Annotated in this window: 12 protein-coding genes and 1 pseudogene; 4 read left to right on the top strand and 9 right to left on the bottom strand. The window is 66.8% G+C overall.

The window, feature by feature from the left end:
• Positions 1-12 precede the first annotated feature (12 nt).
• Positions 13-3,396, top strand: coding sequence for an ATP-binding protein (locus N4264_RS07170; protein ID WP_261696378.1), 3,384 nt, complete (start codon positions 13-15; stop codon positions 3,394-3,396).
• On the opposite strand, the gene N4264_RS07165 is transcribed toward N4264_RS07170, so the two are convergent.
• Positions 3,356-3,751 (bottom strand): hypothetical protein, encoded by a 396-nt coding sequence (locus N4264_RS07165; RefSeq protein ID WP_261696377.1) that lies wholly within the window; start codon positions 3,749-3,751, stop codon positions 3,356-3,358. The genes N4264_RS07170 and N4264_RS07165 overlap by 41 nt on opposite strands.
• Before the next feature lie 62 nt (positions 3,752-3,813).
• Positions 3,814-4,365 carry an ECF-type sigma factor gene (locus N4264_RS07160; RefSeq protein ID WP_261696376.1) on the bottom strand — a complete coding sequence of 184 codons (552 nt, stop codon included), beginning with the start codon at positions 4,363-4,365 and terminating at the stop codon, positions 3,814-3,816.
• Positions 4,366-4,568: 203 nt separating this feature from the next.
• Here N4264_RS07160 and N4264_RS07155 point away from each other — a divergent pair, with 203 nt between their 5' ends.
• From N4264_RS07155 to N4264_RS07145, 3 genes are all read left to right on the top strand, one after another.
• Positions 4,569-7,562 carry a choice-of-anchor D domain-containing protein gene (locus tag N4264_RS07155; protein WP_261696375.1) on the top strand — a complete coding sequence of 998 codons (2,994 nt, stop codon included), beginning with the start codon at positions 4,569-4,571 and terminating at the stop codon, positions 7,560-7,562.
• Positions 7,563-7,597: 35 nt separating this feature from the next.
• Positions 7,598-8,755 carry a PQQ-dependent sugar dehydrogenase gene (locus tag N4264_RS07150; protein ID WP_261696374.1) on the top strand — a complete coding sequence of 386 codons (1,158 nt, stop codon included), beginning with the start codon at positions 7,598-7,600 and terminating at the stop codon, positions 8,753-8,755.
• Between the two features lie 98 nt (positions 8,756-8,853).
• A complete protein-coding gene (locus N4264_RS07145; RefSeq protein WP_261696373.1) occupies positions 8,854-9,840 on the top strand; it encodes a hypothetical protein in 987 nt (328 codons plus the stop codon).
• Between the two features lie 57 nt (positions 9,841-9,897).
• Here N4264_RS07145 and N4264_RS07140 read toward each other — a convergent pair whose 3' ends face one another.
• The 7 genes and pseudogenes from N4264_RS07140 to N4264_RS07110 all read right to left on the bottom strand — a co-directional run.
• Positions 9,898-10,908 (bottom strand): AraC family transcriptional regulator, encoded by a 1,011-nt coding sequence (locus N4264_RS07140; RefSeq protein ID WP_261696372.1) that lies wholly within the window; start codon positions 10,906-10,908, stop codon positions 9,898-9,900.
• A 99-nt stretch (positions 10,909-11,007) separates the two neighbouring features.
• Positions 11,008-11,640 (bottom strand): hypothetical protein, encoded by a 633-nt coding sequence (locus N4264_RS07135; RefSeq protein ID WP_261696371.1) that lies wholly within the window; start codon positions 11,638-11,640, stop codon positions 11,008-11,010.
• Positions 11,641-11,663: 23 nt separating this feature from the next.
• A complete protein-coding gene (locus N4264_RS07130) occupies positions 11,664-13,355 on the bottom strand; it encodes a GMC family oxidoreductase N-terminal domain-containing protein (RefSeq protein ID WP_261696370.1) in 1,692 nt (563 codons plus the stop codon).
• Positions 13,356-13,359: 4 nt separating this feature from the next.
• Complete coding sequence (locus N4264_RS07125; RefSeq protein ID WP_261696369.1) at positions 13,360-14,124, bottom strand: sterol desaturase family protein; 765 nt, start codon at positions 14,122-14,124, stop codon at positions 13,360-13,362.
• A 141-nt stretch (positions 14,125-14,265) separates the two neighbouring features.
• The gene (locus N4264_RS07120; protein ID WP_261696368.1) at positions 14,266-14,889 is read right to left on the bottom strand and encodes an NHL repeat-containing protein; all 624 of its coding nucleotides are present in this window, start codon (positions 14,887-14,889) and stop codon (positions 14,266-14,268) included.
• Positions 14,890-15,088: 199 nt separating this feature from the next.
• The gene (locus tag N4264_RS07115) at positions 15,089-15,964 is read right to left on the bottom strand and encodes a ribonuclease H-like domain-containing protein (RefSeq protein ID WP_261696367.1); all 876 of its coding nucleotides are present in this window, start codon (positions 15,962-15,964) and stop codon (positions 15,089-15,091) included.
• A pseudogene (locus N4264_RS07110) lies at positions 15,961-18,294 on the bottom strand (DEAD/DEAH box helicase); the annotation flags it as partial. The gene N4264_RS07115 and the pseudogene N4264_RS07110, both read right to left, overlap by 4 nt.
• Between the last annotated feature and the right edge of the window lie 89 nt (positions 18,295-18,383).

Genomic DNA, 18,383 nt, shown 5'->3' with positions numbered 1-18,383 from the left:
TTCGAGGCCGCCGTGGGTAGGACGCCGGGCATCGGACACGATCGCAACACCCGTACTTCGGCGTCATGGCTGCCGCGTCTGCTGGCGCTCCTGTTCCTCATCGCCTGTCACCCGCTCCACGCCCTGGAGCCAACGTCGCGCTTCGGCGACTACGCCATCGACAACTGGAACGTCGACTCGGGCCTGCCGCAGGTGTCGATCATCAGCATCACGCAGGATCCAACCGGGTTCATCTGGGTGGGCACGCAGAATGGCCTGGCCCGCTTCGACGGCTTGCGCTTTGAAGTGTTCGACCGGCGCAACAGCGATGGCGCCGACCCATCCAATGCCAGCGCCAGCCTCACCGATCGCCACGGACGCCTGTGGTTCGGAACACCGACCGGCGTCGTCGTGCACGAGAACGGCCGCTTCCGCACGATTCCTTCCGCGTTGTCGGGTACTGCGGTGATCGATATCGTGGAAACCCTCGACGGTGACGTGTGGGTCGCCACCGCCAAAGGGCCGCTCCGCTACGACGGCCATTCGATGGTCGCCGCAGGCGTGGCGGGGCCGGCCTTCAGCCTGGTGAGAGACGACGCGGACCTGTGGATCGGCGGGGCCGGCCAGGTCACGCGACACGCCCTGACCGGTGACAAGCGCTTTGACTTGCCCGGCGGAGTGTCGCACCAGGTGAACCACCTGGCGGTTTCGCCCGACGGCCTGTGGATCGGAACCGGCGCGGGGTTGTACCTCCTGCCCCGCAAGGGTGAAGCCATCGTGCCGATCCATGTGGACGCCAGCCCGGACGGAAGCCCGCTGGCGGTCCGTGTCGAGCACTTGTACGTGGACCGCGACCAGAGTGTATGGATCAGCACGCCGCCGATACTCTATCGCCGCCGCGCTGATGGCAGCGTCGAAAAGATCCGGCCGGAGGACTTCGTCCGCAACCCGTACGTCGTCAGCTCCTTCGAAGACCGTGAAGGCAACCTCTGGCTGGGCAGCCGCACGGAAGGCCTGTTCCGGCTCTGGAATGGCTGGGCATCCCGGCTGGGCGTGCGCGAAGGATTGATCGACCCGGTGATCTGGAGCGTGATCCGCGATCCGTCCGGCAATGTGGTGTTCGGCTCCAATTCCAACGTGATGCGCCTGACCGATGGCGCATTGCAGGAAATCGTCAGGCCGACCGACATTCACAACTCCGCCGCGTACGAACTCAACTACGACCAGCGCGGCCGCCTCTGGGTCGGCACGCGCTCGGGACTGGCGGTGTTCGACAACGGCAAGGTCGTCACGCCGCCCGTATTCCAGGAACTGTCGCGCTACCAGATCAATGCCATCGTCCCGCACTCGGAAAACACCATCTGGCTCGGCACGCAGGATGGACTCTATCGCTATGATGACGCCGAGTTGCGCCGCATCGACTACGCCGCCGGCGTGATGCCCGCTTCCGTGCGCAATATCCACATTGGCGCCAACGGCACGGTATTGATTGCGACCGAGAACGGCGTGCGGCGCCTCGAAGACGGCAAGCTGGTGGCACCCGCCTGGGCCAAGCCGCTGGAAGGGCTGTTCGTATCGTCCATCACGACGATTCGCCCGGGCCTGCTCGGCATCACCACGCGCGACGCCGGCATCGGCCTGATGAGCGACGAAAAACTGCTGTTGCTCGACGACCGCAATGGCCTGCCAACCAATAACAGCTGGGCCATGCTGGTCCTCAACGGTTATCTGTACGCCACCAGCATCGAGGGCGTCTGGCGTGTTCCGATCAGCGAGCTGCCCGATCCGATCGCCCCCGGCGAACATACCACACTCGCGCCTGAGCGGGTACTCGGCCGTTCCACCAGCATGCAGCACATCCATTGCTGCAACGGCGGCGCGCGGGCGCGCATCGTGGCTGACGGCACCAGCGTCTGGCTGCCTGCCATACACGGCGCAGTGCGGGTAGAGACGCGTACCATTGCCCCGCCGCCGCTTGAGCCGGTGGTCGTGGTCGAACGGTTGCGCCACGGCGATCGCACCTACCAGCCGGGCGATATCGTCAGTATCGACAGTCCGCGCCGCGACATCGAGGTGCAATTCACCGCGCTCAGCTTTCGCGAACCGCGCAACGTGCTGTTCCGTTACCGCCTCGATGGTTACGACAATGAATGGCACGACGTCGGCAATCGCCGGTCCGCCTACTACACCAACCTGCCGCCCGGGCACTACACGTTCCGGGTCGAGGCACGCACCGGCAATGCGCGCTCGCGCTTTGGCACTGGCGGGTCGGGCGCGAAGTCGAGCATGGACTTCGACTTCGTGCCACGCTGGTTCGAGCGGCGCAGCGTCCAGGGCGCCGCGGTGGTGCTGCTGCTGTTGCTCGCCGCCGCCGTGCCGCTCGTGCTGCGCGAGCGCTATCGCAAGCGTGACATGCACCTGCAGGCCCTGGTGCAGGCGCGGACGCGTGAGCTGCTTGAAGCAAACGTGCGCCAGAGCCAGGCCAACCAGGCGCTGCATGATTCCAATACGCAACTGGCGACCCAGATCGAGGAACGCCTGGCCGCCGAGCGCGCCCTGCAGAGCCGCAACAACGACCTGCTGGCACTCAATCACAAACTCGAGGGCACGCAGAACCAGCTGATCCAGTCCGAAAAGATGGCATCGGTGGGCCAGCTGGCCGCCGGCGTCGCCCACGAGATCAACAATCCGATCGGTTACGTGCACTCCAATCTCAACAGCCTTGAGCGTTACGTGCGCGACATCATGGAACTGCTGGACTACTACGAAGAGTACGAGGGCGCCGAGCCCGGCGCCCAGGCCAGCATCTCAGCCGAGCTGGCATCGCACCGCAAGCGCATCCAGCTTGAATTCCTCCGCGAGGACATCGGCAACCTGCTCAGCGAATCACTGCACGGCATTGCGCGCGTCGAGAAGATCGTTCGCGACCTGAAGGACTTCTCCCATGTCGGCGAAGCCGAATGGCAGATGGCCGACGTCCACGATTGCCTGGAGAGCACGCTGAACGTCGTCGCGCACGAGATCAAGTACAAGGCGAAACTGATCAAGGAATATTCGCCGGTTCCCAAGATCGAATGCCTGCCCTTCCAGCTCAACCAGGTTTTCATGAACCTGCTGGTCAATGCGGCGCAGGCCATGGAAGACCAGGGCGAGATCCGCATTCACACGGAGGCCGATGAACACGAAGTGCGCGTGAGCATCGCCGACAACGGCAAGGGCATCAGCGAGGCGCACATGCACCGGATCTTCGAGCCATTCTTCACCACCAAGCCTGTCGGCAAGGGAACCGGCCTGGGGTTATCCGTTTCCTATGGCATCGTGCAGAAACACGGTGGCACGATCGAGGTGCAGAGCGCGCTGGGCCGCGGCACCCAGTTCACGGTGCATCTGCCCATTCACCGTCCCGAGAAGAAGTAGCCGCGGCGCTGCCACGCCGGTAGGTGCCGTCCATCGAACCTGCTGCGCGCATCCCGCAATAGCCGTCGCAACCGCGGGTGTCCAGCGTCAGCTGGTCATCGTGGAAGGAAAATTCCATGGTGCACGAGAGCGCGCCTTCTTCGATGTGGAAGCGCGCGTGCGCGCTGGCTGACCCGGTGGCGAATCCTTCGACGTCGCAGGGATAGACGTCGACCACGGTGTTGACGTGGAAATGGAACCCATCCCTGCTGACCTGCGTCACCTCGACTATCCCGACTGCATTGTCATAGCGCCCCTCGCCGGCGCCGGCCATGGCGAAGGCACTGCCCAGCAGCACGATTCCACCGATCCACATGACAAGACCCCGTTCCGCGAAACCATCCTGCAGTACGCAGTCCGGGCCGGTTTTCTGCGGAGTCAGTCGATCACCAGGTGTTCCGCCAGCCACTGGCGTGCCTGGGTCCAGTCCCGCTCCACCGTGCGCACCGAGATCGACAGCGCCTGGGCAGTCTCCTCGACCGACAGGCCGCCGAAGAAGCGGCATTCCACCACCTGGGCCTGGCGCGGCTCGGTCCGGGCGAGGTCAGCCAGTGCGTCGTCCACGGCAACCACTTCGCGGGCCTCGCGCGCGACAGCGAGGCTGAGCTCATCCATCGGCGTGACTTCGGCATGGGCGCGCTGGCGCAGGCGCTTGCGCGCGTGGTCGCAGATCACCTGGCGCATGATGCGCGAGGCGAGATTCAGGAAGTGCGCCCGATTGGCGACGTCTGGCGTGTCGCCCGCGATGCGCAGGTAGGACTCATGCAGCAACGCCGTGGTATCGAGCGTGCCGATCCAGCGATTGCGGCCCAGATGCCGGCGCGCCACCTGCTTGAGATCCGCGTAGACCAGCTCGATCAGGCGCTGCTGCGCCTGTGTATCGCCTTCGCGGCAGCGCGCCAAGGTCTGGGTGAATTCACCAGGTTCCATCACTCCCCCAACAACTGCGGCGTCGCACGGTAGCGACGTCACCACGCGCTTCCCAGCACCGGCCGATTCGTGGGTGCCACCGCCCGACCGGCGGCACACGCCCCCCATCGGCACGGGCAATCGCGCCGTTCGTCGGCGCCGTGGCGGATGCGCGCCGCGACCAGCGTACCCGTGTCCATCGATGGCTTCTCGGAACGCGCCTCATGAAGCGGTGGTGGATGCTGTGCACGGTTGTCCTGTTGGCATGCCTGCCCGGGCTGCGCCTCGCGGCCGAACCGCTGTCGACGCATCCGCGATTATGGATCACCAGCGAGGACCTGCCGCGCCTTCGGCAATGGGCTTCGCCCCAGAATCCGGTGTATACGCAAGGATTGCGCCAGCTCGCGACGTGGGCGGCGCAGGCCATGGACAACCACGACATTCCCGACGACGACAACGGCGGTTCGACCTGGAGCGCCATCAACACCGAGGAATACGCCGCACTGTTCGCGTTCATGGCCCTGGTCGACCCGGATCCCGCCGCGCGGCCGCAGTGGGCCCAGCGCGGTCGCACCTTGCTCCTCCATGCCATTGGCCGCGCCGATACCTGCATGCGCGCGACACCGCCGACACAAAGCGGCGCATTCTGCACCATCGCGTTCAGCGTCTCAGATCGCTCACGCTGGACGGGTGCCGCCTTCCCGCTCGCGGCTGACTGGCTGCAGGCCGCGACAACCGCGGGCGGACAACCCGTACTCAGCGCCGCCGACCGGGCCACACTGCGCCGGGTGTTCCTGGTGTGGTCGCGACTGAGCCTGGAGGCCTATCCCAATCCCTACAACAATCCGCCCGAGTTCAGCCTGCCCGTCGGCACGATCGGCGAGCCGCTGCTGCGCCTGGGAACAGACCTGCGCCGGCATCGCCTGCGTTTTGCCGGCAACAATTATTTCGCCGGCCACATGCGCAACATGGGCTTGCGGGCGATCGCGATCGATCCTGCGGACGATGTGCCCGATGCATTGACGCCGGCCACCTACCTGCGCCGGAATGGCGCCGGGAACATCGTCGAAGTGCCCTTGGAATCCGGGCCCGGCGCGTTGCGCGGACTGCTCACTGACGTGCTCGGCGGCTGGCTATTCGTACAGGATTACCTTCTGCGCCACGACAGCCGCGGCGGTCTGCCACAGGAGGGCATGGAGTACGCACCCACGTCGATCGGCATTCCCGCACAATTCCTCTTCGCCCTGGAAACCGCCGGTTACGCCGACCAGGCCGGGCAGGCACGCTGGGGCACACAGGTGGCCGGGTTGTCCACCAATCCCTTCTACCGGGCGACGCTGTTCGGATTGATTCATTCGCAGAGCCCGCGCGCCACACCCTCGGGTTTTGGTCTGGTTTATCGTCCGGCCTGGTATGGCGACGGCGAGCAGTACTACCAGAATGATCCGATCGATATCCTCGGCCCGCTCGCCCTGCACGCGATGCGCGTGGGCGACACGCAGGTGGTCGACGCGGTGCGCTGGGTGCAGCGCTTTATTCCTCCGGACGGCAACAGCGGCTTCGCCGGACGCACGCGCGCCAATGGCAGCAGCGGCGATGTGCTCTCCAGCCTGATGTATTTCCTGCTGTTCGACCCGAACTCGCCGGCCAGCCTGCCGACTGCGCCGGATCCGCGCCCGGCGCTGGACCTGGCGTTCTGGTCCGAAGGCATGGGCCGCTTGCTCACACGCACAGGTTGGGATACGAACGCACGCTGGTTCGACTACCGCCTCAGCTATAACGCCGTGGATCACCAGCATGGCGACGGCAACCTGTTCGAGTTCTACCGCGCCGGGGAATGGCTGACCAAGGGCACGCTCGGCTACGGCAACGACGGCGGCGCAACTGACTACAAGAATGGCGTGACGATCCAGAACACGCTGGGTGCGTCGGTCGACCCGAACGGCTTTCTCGGAACCCGACTGCGACGTGGTGCCCAGATGCCGCAGAACCGCAGCGAAGGCGACCCGGTCGTGCTCGCGCGCAGTGAAGATCCGCGGTACAGCGCAGTCACGGGCGATGCCACGCGCCTCTACAACGCCTGGTACGAGAACGGCGATGCGACGCCGCTGGCGCAACGTGCCCTCGACGTGGCGCACGCCAGCCGCAGCGTGCTGTGGCTCAAGCCCGACCATATTGTCGTGTACGACCGCGCGCGCTCGCACAGTGCAGGTCGCGCCAAGCGATTCTGGCTGAACCTGCCCGACCGATTGCCGTCCTTACCGCAGGTGTCCGGATCCCGCGTCACCGCGACGACGCCGGGCGGCCAGCGTCTTTTCGTCACCACGCTGCTGCCGACAGCGCACAGCACGGCGATCGTCACCACGGACCCGATCATGGCGCCCGACGTCAACGGCTATGCGCTGGGTAACGAAGACAGTTTCATCCAGACCAGGTCCGTGAACGGCCAGACGGAGAAATACGCCACGCGGCTGCGCGTGGAAGCCGACAACGCGCCGCAGGACGTGCGCTTCCTCCATGTGCTGCAAGGCGCCGATGCGGCGACGCCAGCAGACGGGACGACGTTGCTCGCCTCCGAGGCACTGGCCGGTTGCGCAACACCCGCCGGCGCATTCGACGGCGCCGCCGTCGCAAGCCAGAGCGCCTGGTTTGCGCGCGACCTGACGCCGGTGCGCGGCTGCCTGGCGCTGCGCATGCCCGCCGCCGTGACCGTGCACACCGTCACCGGTCTCGCGCCCTATGCCCATTTCCAGGTCACACGCGAGCTGATCGGCGCGGAACAGCGCCTGGTGATTCTGCCAGGCGGCCCCTGGATGGCTGACGCTGGCGGCGTCCTTCGCTATGAGGTCGGTAGCACGCCGGCAGCAACCGCATGGCTCGTCGCCAGCGCGACGGAGATGGATTTTGGCACAGCCGCCATCGGCTCCGCCGTCGACAGGACGGTGACGATCACCAACCGGGGCACTGCCGCCGCGCCCCTCGTCGCTTCGATGCAGGGCGATACGGCGCTGCAACTGGGCGCCGGCACCTGCACCGGCACACTGGCGCCGGGAGCGCAGTGCAACCAGACCGTGCGTTTCCAGCCCACCACGCCGGGCTATCGCAGCGCGACGCTGCATATCACCAGCGGAGCCTCGACCGCGGCCGTCACCCTCCGCGGTATCGGCGAGCCCGGCGGTGATGTCCTCTTCCGGAACGGATTCGATCCCACGATTTGATCGCGCTCGACGCGCATTCCAGCCACGGAGTTTCCATGTCATCGCTTTGCCGTTACGGCAGCCTCGCGGCTGCCTTGGTGTCGGCTGCGTCCGCGACAGCCGCCATTCCCAATGATCTGGCCCTCGTTCCCTATGCGAGCGGCCTGAATACCCCCGTCGCCCTGGCAAATGCAGGCGACGGCTCGGGCCGCCTGTTTGCAGCCGAGATCGGCGGACGCGTACGCGTCATTCGCAACGGCGTGGTGCTGCCTGCGCCCTTGCTGGATCTGTCTGCGCTGGTGAGCACGTCCAGTTGTGGCGGCGAATGCGGGTTGCTGGGCCTGGCATTCGCACCCGACTTCGCCACAAGCCGGCACGTATTCACCTTGCACAATGATCCACAACGCAACAACGTGATTCTCCGCCATCGCGTGCCCGCAGGCAGCGATGTAGCCGATCCGGATTCGCGCACGGCCGTGATGACCATCGGCAATGGCAGCGGCCAGCACAACGGCGGCGACCTGAAGTTCGGTCCGGACGGCATGCTGTATATCAGCGTGGGCGATGCTGCCGGCGGTGGCGCACCCGCGCAGCAGTTGTCGTCGCTGCGAGGGAAGATCCTGCGCATCGACGTGCGCACGCTGCCGTACACCATTCCGGCGGGCAATCCCTTCGCAGCGGATGCACCGTCGGCGAACACGCGCGACGAAATCTGGCACTACGGCCTGCGCAATCCCTGGCGCATGAGTTTCGATCGCGCCAGCGGCGCGTTCTGGGTGGCCGACGTCGGCGGCAATGGTGGTGCCTATGAAGAGATCAGCCGCGCCGGAGCGGGTGTCGGCGGGCTGAATTTCGGCTGGAACTGCTTTTCCGGTCCGCAACCGATGAGCTGTTCCATCGCCAATCACACGCCACCGGTCATTGCCGTGCAGACCGCGACCCTGGGTTGCGCCATCGTCGGCGGGTTCGTTTTCCAGGGCCCGGTCGCCGCGCTCAAGAACACCTATTTCTACGGCGATTTCTGCACCGGCGCGGTCTGGGCAGCGAACGCTGCCAACCCCGCTACGCCGCAGTTCCTGTTCGCCAACACCGCACCCGTGACCACCTTCGGCGAGGACGAGGCGGGATGGCTCTACGTGGCCGAGCACGCGCCGAATGCCCGCGTGCTGCGCATCGCCTCGGACCAGATCTTCAACGACCACTTCGGCCCCTGATCGGGAGACACCTCCATGCGCCACCTCGTACTGTTCGGCCTTGCCGCGGCCGCGGCTGCCGCCGATGCCGCCCCCTTCCCCGCTTTCCTGCCGGGTCCGTGTGGAACCAGGACATCACCGCCGCCCCGCTGCATCCGCAGTCGGCCAACATGATCGCCACCTGGGCCGGCCTCGGCGGATTCGGCAACGGCCGCATGCAGATCGACTTCGGCATGAACGTCGTGCACGCCCCGCTGGACGCGCCGCGGCGCACGATCGTCGGGTATCCCTACGACGAGTATTACTTTCCCGACTGCGATGCCATCGGCGCGACGATGCCGGTGCCGGCCAACGCCGCCATCGAGCATTCGGACGGACTGAGTTGCGACAACGAATCCGACGATTGCCACCTGCTCGTCGTGCAGGGCACCACACTGTTCGAGGCGTATCACGTCACCGCCAGCGGTGCGAGCGGACTGGAGGCGCAATGCCTGGCCCGCTGGAATCTGACGGCGAACTACCCGGAGCAAGGCCGCGGCGATCACTGCACCAGCGCCGACGCCGCGGGCTTTCCCATCGCACCGCTGCTGCTCAATGCCGACGAAGTGCACGCCGCGCTGTCGGTCCCGCAGGGTACGGTGGGCCACGCCATCCGTTTCATCCTGCCCAATCCCCGAATGGCCAGCGACGCCAGTCTCGGCGGCGTCAACGGACGCCTGTATGTGCGCCCCGCGACACACGCCGGCAGTCCGTCGGGGCCGAGCGGCAGCGTGCCCTACGGCGTGCGCCTGCGCCTTCGCAGTGACTTTCCGATGGCAGGTTACTCACCCGCCGCGCAGGTGATCCTCCGTACGCTGCAACGCTACGGCATGGTGCTGGCTGATGGCGGCAATATCGCGATCTCTGCCGAGAGCGACCGCTACACCACGCACACCTGGGCGGAACTGGGGATCGGCTCGCGCGTGTTCGACCAGACGCCGGGAGCACGCGTCGTCGTACCAGCGGACTTTCAGGTTATCAACACCGGGCCACGCATCGCCGAAACCTACGACTGCGAGCGAACCGTCGTTGCCGATGACGTGATCTTCGCGAACGGATTCCAGTAGCACCACCGCGGCAGCCTGGAGCCTCGACACATGGGGTTCCAGGCTGCGCGAACACGGCTATCCGCGTAAATCCGCATACTCGGTACTGAACAGGCGGCTGACCTCGCGCGGCGAACGCCCGGTCCACTGGCGCACGGCACGACAGAACGTGGCCTGTTCGGCGAACCCGATGTGCTGCGCCACGTCGATGAGCCGGTCGCGCCCGCCGGAAAGACGGCAGACGGCGATACTGGCGCGAAGCAGGTCGCGCAGGCGCCGGAAACTCAAGCCGTCGGCGGCCAGGCGCCGCTGCAGCGTCCGGCGCGCAAGACCCAGGCGGCGCGCCACGCCGTCTTCGTCCGCATCACCCCAGGCCAGTCCGTGGAGGATCACTTCGCTGGCCTGCACCGACGTCGCATCGCGCTGTCCAACGACGACGCGCACGCAGTCGTCGAGCCAGTTCGCGAGCGAAGCGTGCAGCTGCGCGTCGGCGTAGCGCGGCTGGGCGTCGAGAATCGCTGCGGGCACGACGACGGCGTTTTCCGGGGCGCCGTACCGCACGGTGCAGCCGAGCAGCGATTCCACCTCGCTGATACCGCTGCGGCGCTGCCGTGTGAGTTCCAGCGCCGATACCGGAACCGACTCACCCACGAGGAAACGTCCGAAGGCGACCCATCCGGCCAGCACGCCTTCGATCAGCGCGGGCGGCACGGGCACGCGTGGCAGCCAGCGCACACGCACGCTGGCACGTTCACGTACCACGTCAATCGCACCCAGGGTGCACGTGAGCGATTCCCAGCGCGCCAGGCTGTTCAAGGAATGCGCCAGCGTAGGCGCCGCCGCAGTGGCGATGCCCAGGAGCCCGAAGCCCCGGCCGCCGATGGCCGCGCCGAAGCGAAAACCCAGATCCGGGTCACCGGACTGCAGAACTGCACTTTCTACCAGGTTGCAGAATTCTTCGCCGCCGACGCGCTGGACGAAGCCGCTGGCGGACATGGCGCTGCCAGGCGCCGGACCAAGACCACGAAGGCGGGTGAATTCGCGGAATGCATCCGCGTAAAGCTGCGAGACATCGGGCGTGAACGTCATGCCGTGGGGAATCCGCGATGAGCCAGAGGTATCGGTACCGCCGGCCCCCACCGGCAGTACCCCCTTGCGCGTTATCCCTCACGCCGCACGTCGGCTCTCCTACAGCAGCCCCAGGAAAAATTCCGACGCCACTGCTCCGAACGTGGTTTCTACAAACAGCACTTTTACCCACCAGCGCTCATACCAGGGGGTGTCGATGGTGGCGAACGAATCGATGAAGGCCAGCACGATGCTGGGTCGCCACCATTCGAACTGTACTTCGGCTGTCCATTTTGCGCCATATACCAGGTCGGCGATGGTCGGCTCCGGTGCCCCCGGCGCCAGCAATACGCCATGCAGTGTGGTTACGTCGTCAATGAGGTCAAACCCGCCATCATTGCGCACCAATTTTGCGCCGACGAACCGCAGGCCGTTGCCGGCGACGCGATACACCAGCACGCGACCGTCCGCACCCGGCGCCGGTGCCAGAATATTGAGCTGGCCAGTGATGGCGACCGGCGTGGACTGGTCGAGCTGCAGGCGGCCACTCACCGTTGCGGCGTGGTTCGGATTCGCACGCCAGGCATCGATATCGCGGATGGTGATGTCCAGGTCGAAGTGGATCGCGCGGATTTCCCGATTCCATTCGCCGAATCCACGCATTTCTTCCGCAAAGTACAGTCCGCGCGCCAGGGCGGGCAGCGCGAACAGGGACAGCAGGAACACGGCGGCAGCCGCCAGACGGATTCTCATGTTTCCTCCCGATGTCGGATCAGTCAGCTCATCGACCCGGCCGCACGTTCGGCCAGGGCAGCAATGGTCAAGAGCGGGTTCACCCCCACCGAGCCCGGCAGGATGGAACCATCGGCGACGTAGAGCCCGGCGTGCACCGCGTGGCTGCCGCGCGGATCGTAAACACGGCCATCCGCATCGACGGCCCCGGCGCCGGCGTCGTCGGCCATGGGACAACCGCCCAGCGGGTGCACCGTCGTCAACGCACCGCCGAATACGGGATGGGTCCGCGGGCTGTCGACCAGGGTGCCGCCGAAAGCGCCGGTATGCTGGCGCATCTCGGCGCGCATCCGGGCCACGAAGGGCTCCGCACTCACGCCCGGCCAGACAATGCGCGCCGTGCCGCTGCCATCGAGCACGATGCGACCGGACGCGCTGTCATGACCGATACCCAGGTACACCATGCTGTGATTGAGCGCGCCATTGCCGCGCCGTCCGGCGATATCGCGCAGCTCGCGCTGGGCGGCCGGCGTGTCCGGGGCATTGGCAAGCGCCGGCAGGGCCAGCCGGAGCGCGTCAGTCAGCGCGCGCGGCCAGGCACCTTCCTCGATCAGGAACCGCTCTCGCGCGTTACTCGATGCGTAGCGCGCCGCACTGGTGATGGTAGGTCCTACCCCTCGCGTGTCGGCCAGCGCCGCGCCGTCGCCGAAACCGAAGGTATCGGTCTGCACTGCAGCGTTGTAGCCCAGTCCCAGGTAGTCGCCATTGGCCGAGACGCGCGTTCCCACGCGCGGCGACACGGGCAATCCCATCGCTGCCGAACGCAGCAGAACCTGCGTGGAACCCAGCGATCCGGCCGCCAGCACGACGCGCGAGGCCAGGACACTGCCGCGGTAGGGCGCGCGGTCCGCAGGACGCGCCAGGTAATGCACGCGCCATAGTTCGCCGGCGCGTTCGACATACTCCACTTCCATGCGGGTGTAGATTTCCGCGCCACGCTGCGCGGCCACGCGCAGGTAGTTCACATCCAGGGAATTTTTCGAGCCGCCGCGGCAGCCCGTGACGCAATCGCCACAGAGGCGGCAACGCGATTGCACGACACCTTGCGCATTGGCGGCGTTGTGATGGCGCGTGAGATTCACCGCCAGATCCATGCGCTGGAAGTCCACTGCCACGCCGGCGCGTTTGCGGCGTGCCGTCGTGGACGCATGGAAGACCGTCTTGCGCAGCGCATTCGCCTCGGTCATCGCCTCGACTGCCAGCATCTGGCGCACGCGCTGTTCGAACACGTCCATCGCCCCGCTGGCGTAGGCGTTGCGGATCGCCGCAGGCCACGCGGTGAAGACATCCCGGTCCGGCGCCACCACGACATTGGCATTGATCAGCGAGGTGCCACCCAACCCATTGCCGACCAGGGCATCCAGATCGCTACTGGTACGGTAGTCGAACAGACCCAGGGGTGTTGCTTCGCTGCGCAGTTGCGTCACCACGCCGCTGGCGCTATCGGGAAATTCCTGTGGCTGCCATTCGCGCCCGCGCTCAAACAGGCACACCGATCGCGCGCCGGACAGCCGCGCCGCCATGACACTGCCGCCGTAGCCCGAACCGACGACGACGGTGTCGTACTGGGGTTTGAGCAGCGACAGCGACCGGCTTAGCACGCTGCGATTGGGTGCCGCGGCATTCGCTCCCCGCGGCAGGCACAGTCCCGCGGCGACCGCGCACACGGTCGCCATGAATTCACGTCTGGATACTTCCCCGCTTGCCATGTTCGCCCTCCCGCGTCGTGGCCCGGGCGTCTTCATACGCCCGTTCGACACGCGAGGACTTGACCGTTTGCGCCAGCACGTCCGACTCATCGTGCAGCGTGCGGAACAGCCAGTCACACAGGGGTACCACAATATTGAAATTGCCGCGCTGCATCACGTGCGGCGCGTGGTGGGCGCGATGATGCGACACCAGCCGCCGGATCACCCGTGAACGGGCCATGCGCCCGTGCAACGGCCAGTGCGCCAGGAGATGCAACACCTCGTAGGCCAGGTAATAGGACAAGGCCACCAGGAAGAACAGCACGCCCGGGGCACGCCCCAGCACCGCCCCCACAGCCAGGGAGAGCAGCAGTGCGACGGCCGAGAAGAATCCCAGCAACACCGGCGGGAACAGCACCGCGTGCATGTCGTGCGCGCCGGTGATCTCGATATCCGCGAGGGTGAAGTACCGATGGTGACGCCGCGTGTGTCGCTCAAACATCGCCCCGAGCACGGGAACACGCTTGTGCATCACGTGGCGATGCGTCAGGTATTCCACCAGGTTGGCCAGCAGAAACGTCGCAGGCACCATCCACCAGTAGCTCAGCAGATCTGCCGGCCGCAACAGCAGGGCGCCGGCGACCAGCATGCAGAAGCCCACGACCGCGACAAACACGCCGTGCGCCACGCCGCGATAGCGCGGCGGGCAGAAGCGGCTGCGGTATTCCTCGCGATAGGCGACGGTCTGCGTTTCCATCGGGCCTCCTTGCTGCCGGATTCGATGACGGCAGCATCCGACAGCACGTCGCAGACGGTATTGTCGGCTCGCGTCAGCATAGCGCGATCGACGGATCGGGGCCTGCCTGCGGCCGGCCCCGATGGAACGCGTCGGTGAGGATCAGTCGCCCAGCCGGTCCGTAAAGATCAGGTCGTTCTCCAGCCGTACCAGCCCCAGCTCGGTGATCTGCGCACCCGAATCACGTCGGGCGTGGCCGGCCAGCACCGGCCGGCCGCCTTGCAGCGTCACGGCCATCGCGTCGGCAAACGCGCCCTGCGGCACCAGGTCCAGCGCGAAGATGCCCCCGTCAGCGAAGCCTGGATCCAGGTCGCCGGCGGCATCCAGCCGCGCAGCCGCGAACCCCGAGCGTTCCGGATACACGCCCGTCACGATGCTCAGGAACAGCTTGCCGTCACTTTGCAGACGCAGCCCCGTGGCGTATTCGCTGCCGGCATCGGCCCGCGTGACCAGCGTGCGGAAGCCCGGCAGGGCCGCATCACCGTAGGCCGGATCGGGCGTTCCGTCGGCGCGGATCCTGCCGGCCAGCAGCCGCACGGTGGACTCACCGGCGTCGTAATGCCCCGCGATCACGATCGAACCGTCCCGCTGCACGACCAGGCGATCGATGCCGTCGTGCCCCTCAGGCACTGGCAAGGCATCGATGCGAAACACCGACCAGCCGTCGCCCGCGAAGCCGGCGTCCGCTGTTCCGTCCGGCAGCAGGCGTGCGAGTGAGAAATCCATGTTGTCCGGCGCGCCGGCGGTCGGGATGAAACGGTCGCAGTTTTCCGCATCGCCATTTGTCCAGGATTGCGCGTTCGTTGCTATTGATGCGCTAGCAATCCAAGCGAACGAAAGGGCAAAGGCGCACCGTGGCGCGGATTTCGGTCATTGCCCACAATCTGTCACCGACAGACACCCGCGCGGCGAAGCGACTGCGACTTTAGTCGAGCGCGAAGTGCCGGGTGTCGAGGCGCTGCAGCAGACGCGCCAGCGTGACCAGATCCTGGCGATTGTGTTCGACCACCCGCAGGAGATCGTCGCCCTTGCCATGACGCAGGAAGCTCAGCCAGGCAGCCGGCGCCGCGGCACCGGGCAGGTCGTCCTCGCGAACGATGTGCAGCAGGCGGCGTTCCAGCGTCGCGAGCCGACAGTTTTCCCAGATACCCCGGTAGGCACGCCGCACCGGATGCAGCAGGTCGACATGCGGCAGGCCAGCGAGCGGATTGGCGCGGCGATTCAGCCGATAGCGCGTCGCCAGGAGCGGTGCGTCATAGCAGCGCCCGTTGTAACTGACCAGCACGGTGTCGCAGGTCAGCCACTGGGCGAAGCGATCCAGCATCGCTGCCTCGCCCGCCATCGCCGTCAGGTACAGCTGGCGGATGCGCAGGCGCTCGCCGCGCCAGTCCGCCGCACCGATCATGAAGGCGCGCGTGCCGCTGCCGCCGGCAAGCCCGGTTGTTTCCGTATCGAAGCAGAGAAAGCGTTCGCGCGCCAACGGCACGCCGTCTGCCCAGCGCGGCGGCAGGAGGTGCGAGGCGGCCGGCAACGGTATCTCCCGGGTCACTTCGCGCACGCCCGGCGCGACCGCGTCGCCACACAGGGCGGTTTCGGCGTCCGGCCGCCGGGGCGCCGGGGCTGCGGCCGCGGTCCGCATCCCCAGCAGACGGCGCAGGCGCTGCACTTCCGCACTGCGATCAACACCTGCCTGCGGCGGCGGTGGCGCGGGAACAACAGGAGCCACCGCACCGCCCGCTACGCCAGCGGTAGCGCCCGCCTGCAACCGGAGCCGCCGGATCCGTTCTGCCAACGCGGTCATGCTGCTGCCAGCAGGGCTAGTACCGTCGCCGCGTGATGGCGTGGCGTGGCATCGGTGGATTCGTCGGCCGCGAGAATGGGCCCGACGCAGGCCGGGCAGCCGGCGCGGCAGGGACAGGCCTCGATCAGCGCGCGGGCGTCACGCACCAGTTCGCGCTGCACGCGGTACAGCGGATCGCTCAGGCCAACACCACCGGGGTAGTTGTCGTAGAGATACACCGTCGGCGTGAAGCGCTCGCCGGCACGCGCGAGCGTTCCGTCGGTTGCGCGCCATTGGCCGCGCCCTTGTGCATCCCGCGTGGCGAACCAGGCGCCATCCCCGGTGCCGACGGATTTCATCAGGTCACGCGCCTCGGCCATCACGTGGACGCTCGCCACGGTATGCAAGACGCTGGCAGCTCCCAGGAATCCGTCCAGCGCCGCCTGCCGCGACGCGAAATGTTCGTCGAGACACTCCTGCGACAGCTGCCACCACAGCGCGGTGGTATGGAGTTCCTGGTCCGGCAGGGTGACCGGGCCGTAGCCGATGTTCTCGTGCGTGTAGTAGCGGATCTTCTTGTAGCCCGCCACGCGCCGCACCACATGGACCTCGCCCTGGTGACAGGTGCCCTGCCCGGCACGCGCGCCCTCGAACCGTTCCAGCACTTTCAGCCGCGTGTAGTCGATCGCATCCGTGTAGTAGTCGACATGCGTGCGCGTGACAAAGGCCTTGCGACCGTCCCAGTCGAGTTTTTCCACCTGGTAGGGCACCGACTGCACCATGTGGATCGCGCCTTCATACAAGGTCAGCGCCGCGCTGGAATAGTCCACCTCGGCGATGATCGTCTGGCGGCCATCGGTACGGTCGACGACGACGAAGTTGCCGTCGGCCACCGAACGCAGGTTCACCGCGTTGGCCGGATAGGCATCGGCAATCCACTCCCAGCGCTCGCCTTCCCGGTGGACGACCTGGGAATCTCCCAGCACTTCCAGATAGGCGCCCGGGTCGAGTCCGCCGAAACGGTCGCCGTCGACGAAGGGCAGCTCAAAGGCAGCGCACCGCACGTGATCGAGCAGGATCAGGGCCTGGTCCGGCGCGATGCGCGCCTGTTCGGCCGGTGCATCGCGGAAGTATTCCGGGTGCCGCACGATGTACTGGTCCAGCGGCTGGCTCGACGCCACCAGCACGCCGATCGATGGCTGCTGGCGTCGCCCGGCCCGGCCGAACCGCTGCCAGGTGCCGGCGACCGAACCGGGGTAGCCCTGCAGCAGCACCACGTCGAGCGCACCGATATCCACGCCCAGTTCCAGTGCGGACGTGCTGACGATGCCGTCGATCGAACCGGCACGCATCTGTTGCTCGGTGCGGCGGCGCTCGGTCGGCAGGTAGCCGCCGCGGTACGCATGAATGCGCGCCGGCTTGCGCGGATCATGGTCAAACACGTCCTTCAGGTATTTCGTCAGCACCTCCACCATCAGGCGGGAGGGCGCGAACACCAGGGTCTTGAGCTTGCCGCGAATAGCCGCGCGTGCAATGCGCGTCACCTGCGAACGGGCTGACGCGCGGAGGCCGAGGTCCGGATTGATCACCGGCGGGTTCCACAGCAGCACGTGCTTGTCGCCGCAGGGCGCACCGCTTTCGGTGATGGCGTGCACGCTGTCGCCGATCAGCGCCTCGGCATGTTCCTTCGGATTACCGATGGTGGCCGAGCAGAGAATGAAGGTCGGTCGCACGCCGTAGAACGCGCAGACGCGCATCAGGCGGCGCAGCACGTTGGCCACGTGCGAGCCAAATACGCCGCGGTAGGTGTGGATTTCGTCGATCACCACGTAGCGCAGGTTCTCGAAGAACTGCGCCCATTTGGTGTGATGTGGCAGGATCGCCTGGTGCAGCATGTCCGGATTGCTGACCACGATATCGCCATGCAGGCGGATCGCCTGGCGGGCATCGCCCGGCGTATCGCCGTCGAAGGTGAATGCGCGAACGCCCAGCTCGCCCGCACGGTTGAGTTCCAGCAGTTCGGCGACCTGGTCCTGCGCGAGCGCCTTGGTCGGAAACAGATACAGCGCCTTGGCGCCTTCGCTGATCGCCGCGCTGACCACCGGCAGGGTGTAGCAGAGCGTCTTGCCCGACGCCGTCGGCGTGACCACGACCGTGTGCTGCCCGGCGCGCACGGATTCCCACGCCTCGGCCTGGTGGCTGTAGAGCCGGCTGATGCCCCGTCGTTCGAGCGCCTGGCGCAGCCGCGCCGGCAGCGCCTGCGGCAATGGTGCATACCGCCCCGGCCGGCCCGGCACCGTGAACTGGCCGGTGATGCGGTCCGCATACCGTTGCGCCAGGCGCGCCAGCAGGCGGCCGGGATCGGGGCGGGGCAGGGTTTTCTCGGCAACCAGCGCGGCAAGGTCGGTGGACACGGCAGTACTCCCGGCAGACGGCGCGT

Origin of the sequence: Tahibacter amnicola (assembly GCF_025398735.1) — a bacterium.
In the GTDB taxonomy this organism is placed as follows: domain Bacteria; phylum Pseudomonadota; class Gammaproteobacteria; order Xanthomonadales; family Rhodanobacteraceae; genus Tahibacter; species Tahibacter amnicola.
Note: the sequence above shows the minus strand (reverse complement) of the source record. Positions and strands in the feature narration are given on the sequence as shown.

Bases quoted from the DNA above. Each gene is read 5' to 3' on its own strand.
- N4264_RS07165 (WP_261696377.1), bottom strand. From the start codon at position 3,751: ATGTGGATCGGTGGAATCGTGCTGCTGGGCAGTGCCTTCGCCATGGCC.
- N4264_RS07160 (WP_261696376.1), bottom strand. From the start codon at position 4,365: ATGGAACCTGGTGAATTCACCCAGACCTTGGCGCGCTGCCGCGAAGGC.
- N4264_RS07155 (WP_261696375.1), top strand. From the start codon at position 4,569: ATGAAGCGGTGGTGGATGCTGTGCACGGTTGTCCTGTTGGCATGCCTG.
- N4264_RS07150 (WP_261696374.1), top strand. From the start codon at position 7,598: ATGTCATCGCTTTGCCGTTACGGCAGCCTCGCGGCTGCCTTGGTGTCG.
- N4264_RS07140 (WP_261696372.1), bottom strand. From the start codon at position 10,908: ATGACGTTCACGCCCGATGTCTCGCAGCTTTACGCGGATGCATTCCGC.
- N4264_RS07135 (WP_261696371.1), bottom strand. From the start codon at position 11,640: ATGAGAATCCGTCTGGCGGCTGCCGCCGTGTTCCTGCTGTCCCTGTTC.
- N4264_RS07130 (WP_261696370.1), bottom strand. From the start codon at position 13,355: ATGGCGACCGTGTGCGCGGTCGCCGCGGGACTGTGCCTGCCGCGGGGA.
- N4264_RS07125 (WP_261696369.1), bottom strand. From the start codon at position 14,124: ATGGAAACGCAGACCGTCGCCTATCGCGAGGAATACCGCAGCCGCTTC.
- N4264_RS07120 (WP_261696368.1), bottom strand. From the start codon at position 14,889: ATGGATTTCTCACTCGCACGCCTGCTGCCGGACGGAACAGCGGACGCC.
- N4264_RS07115 (WP_261696367.1), bottom strand. From the start codon at position 15,964: ATGACCGCGTTGGCAGAACGGATCCGGCGGCTCCGGTTGCAGGCGGGC.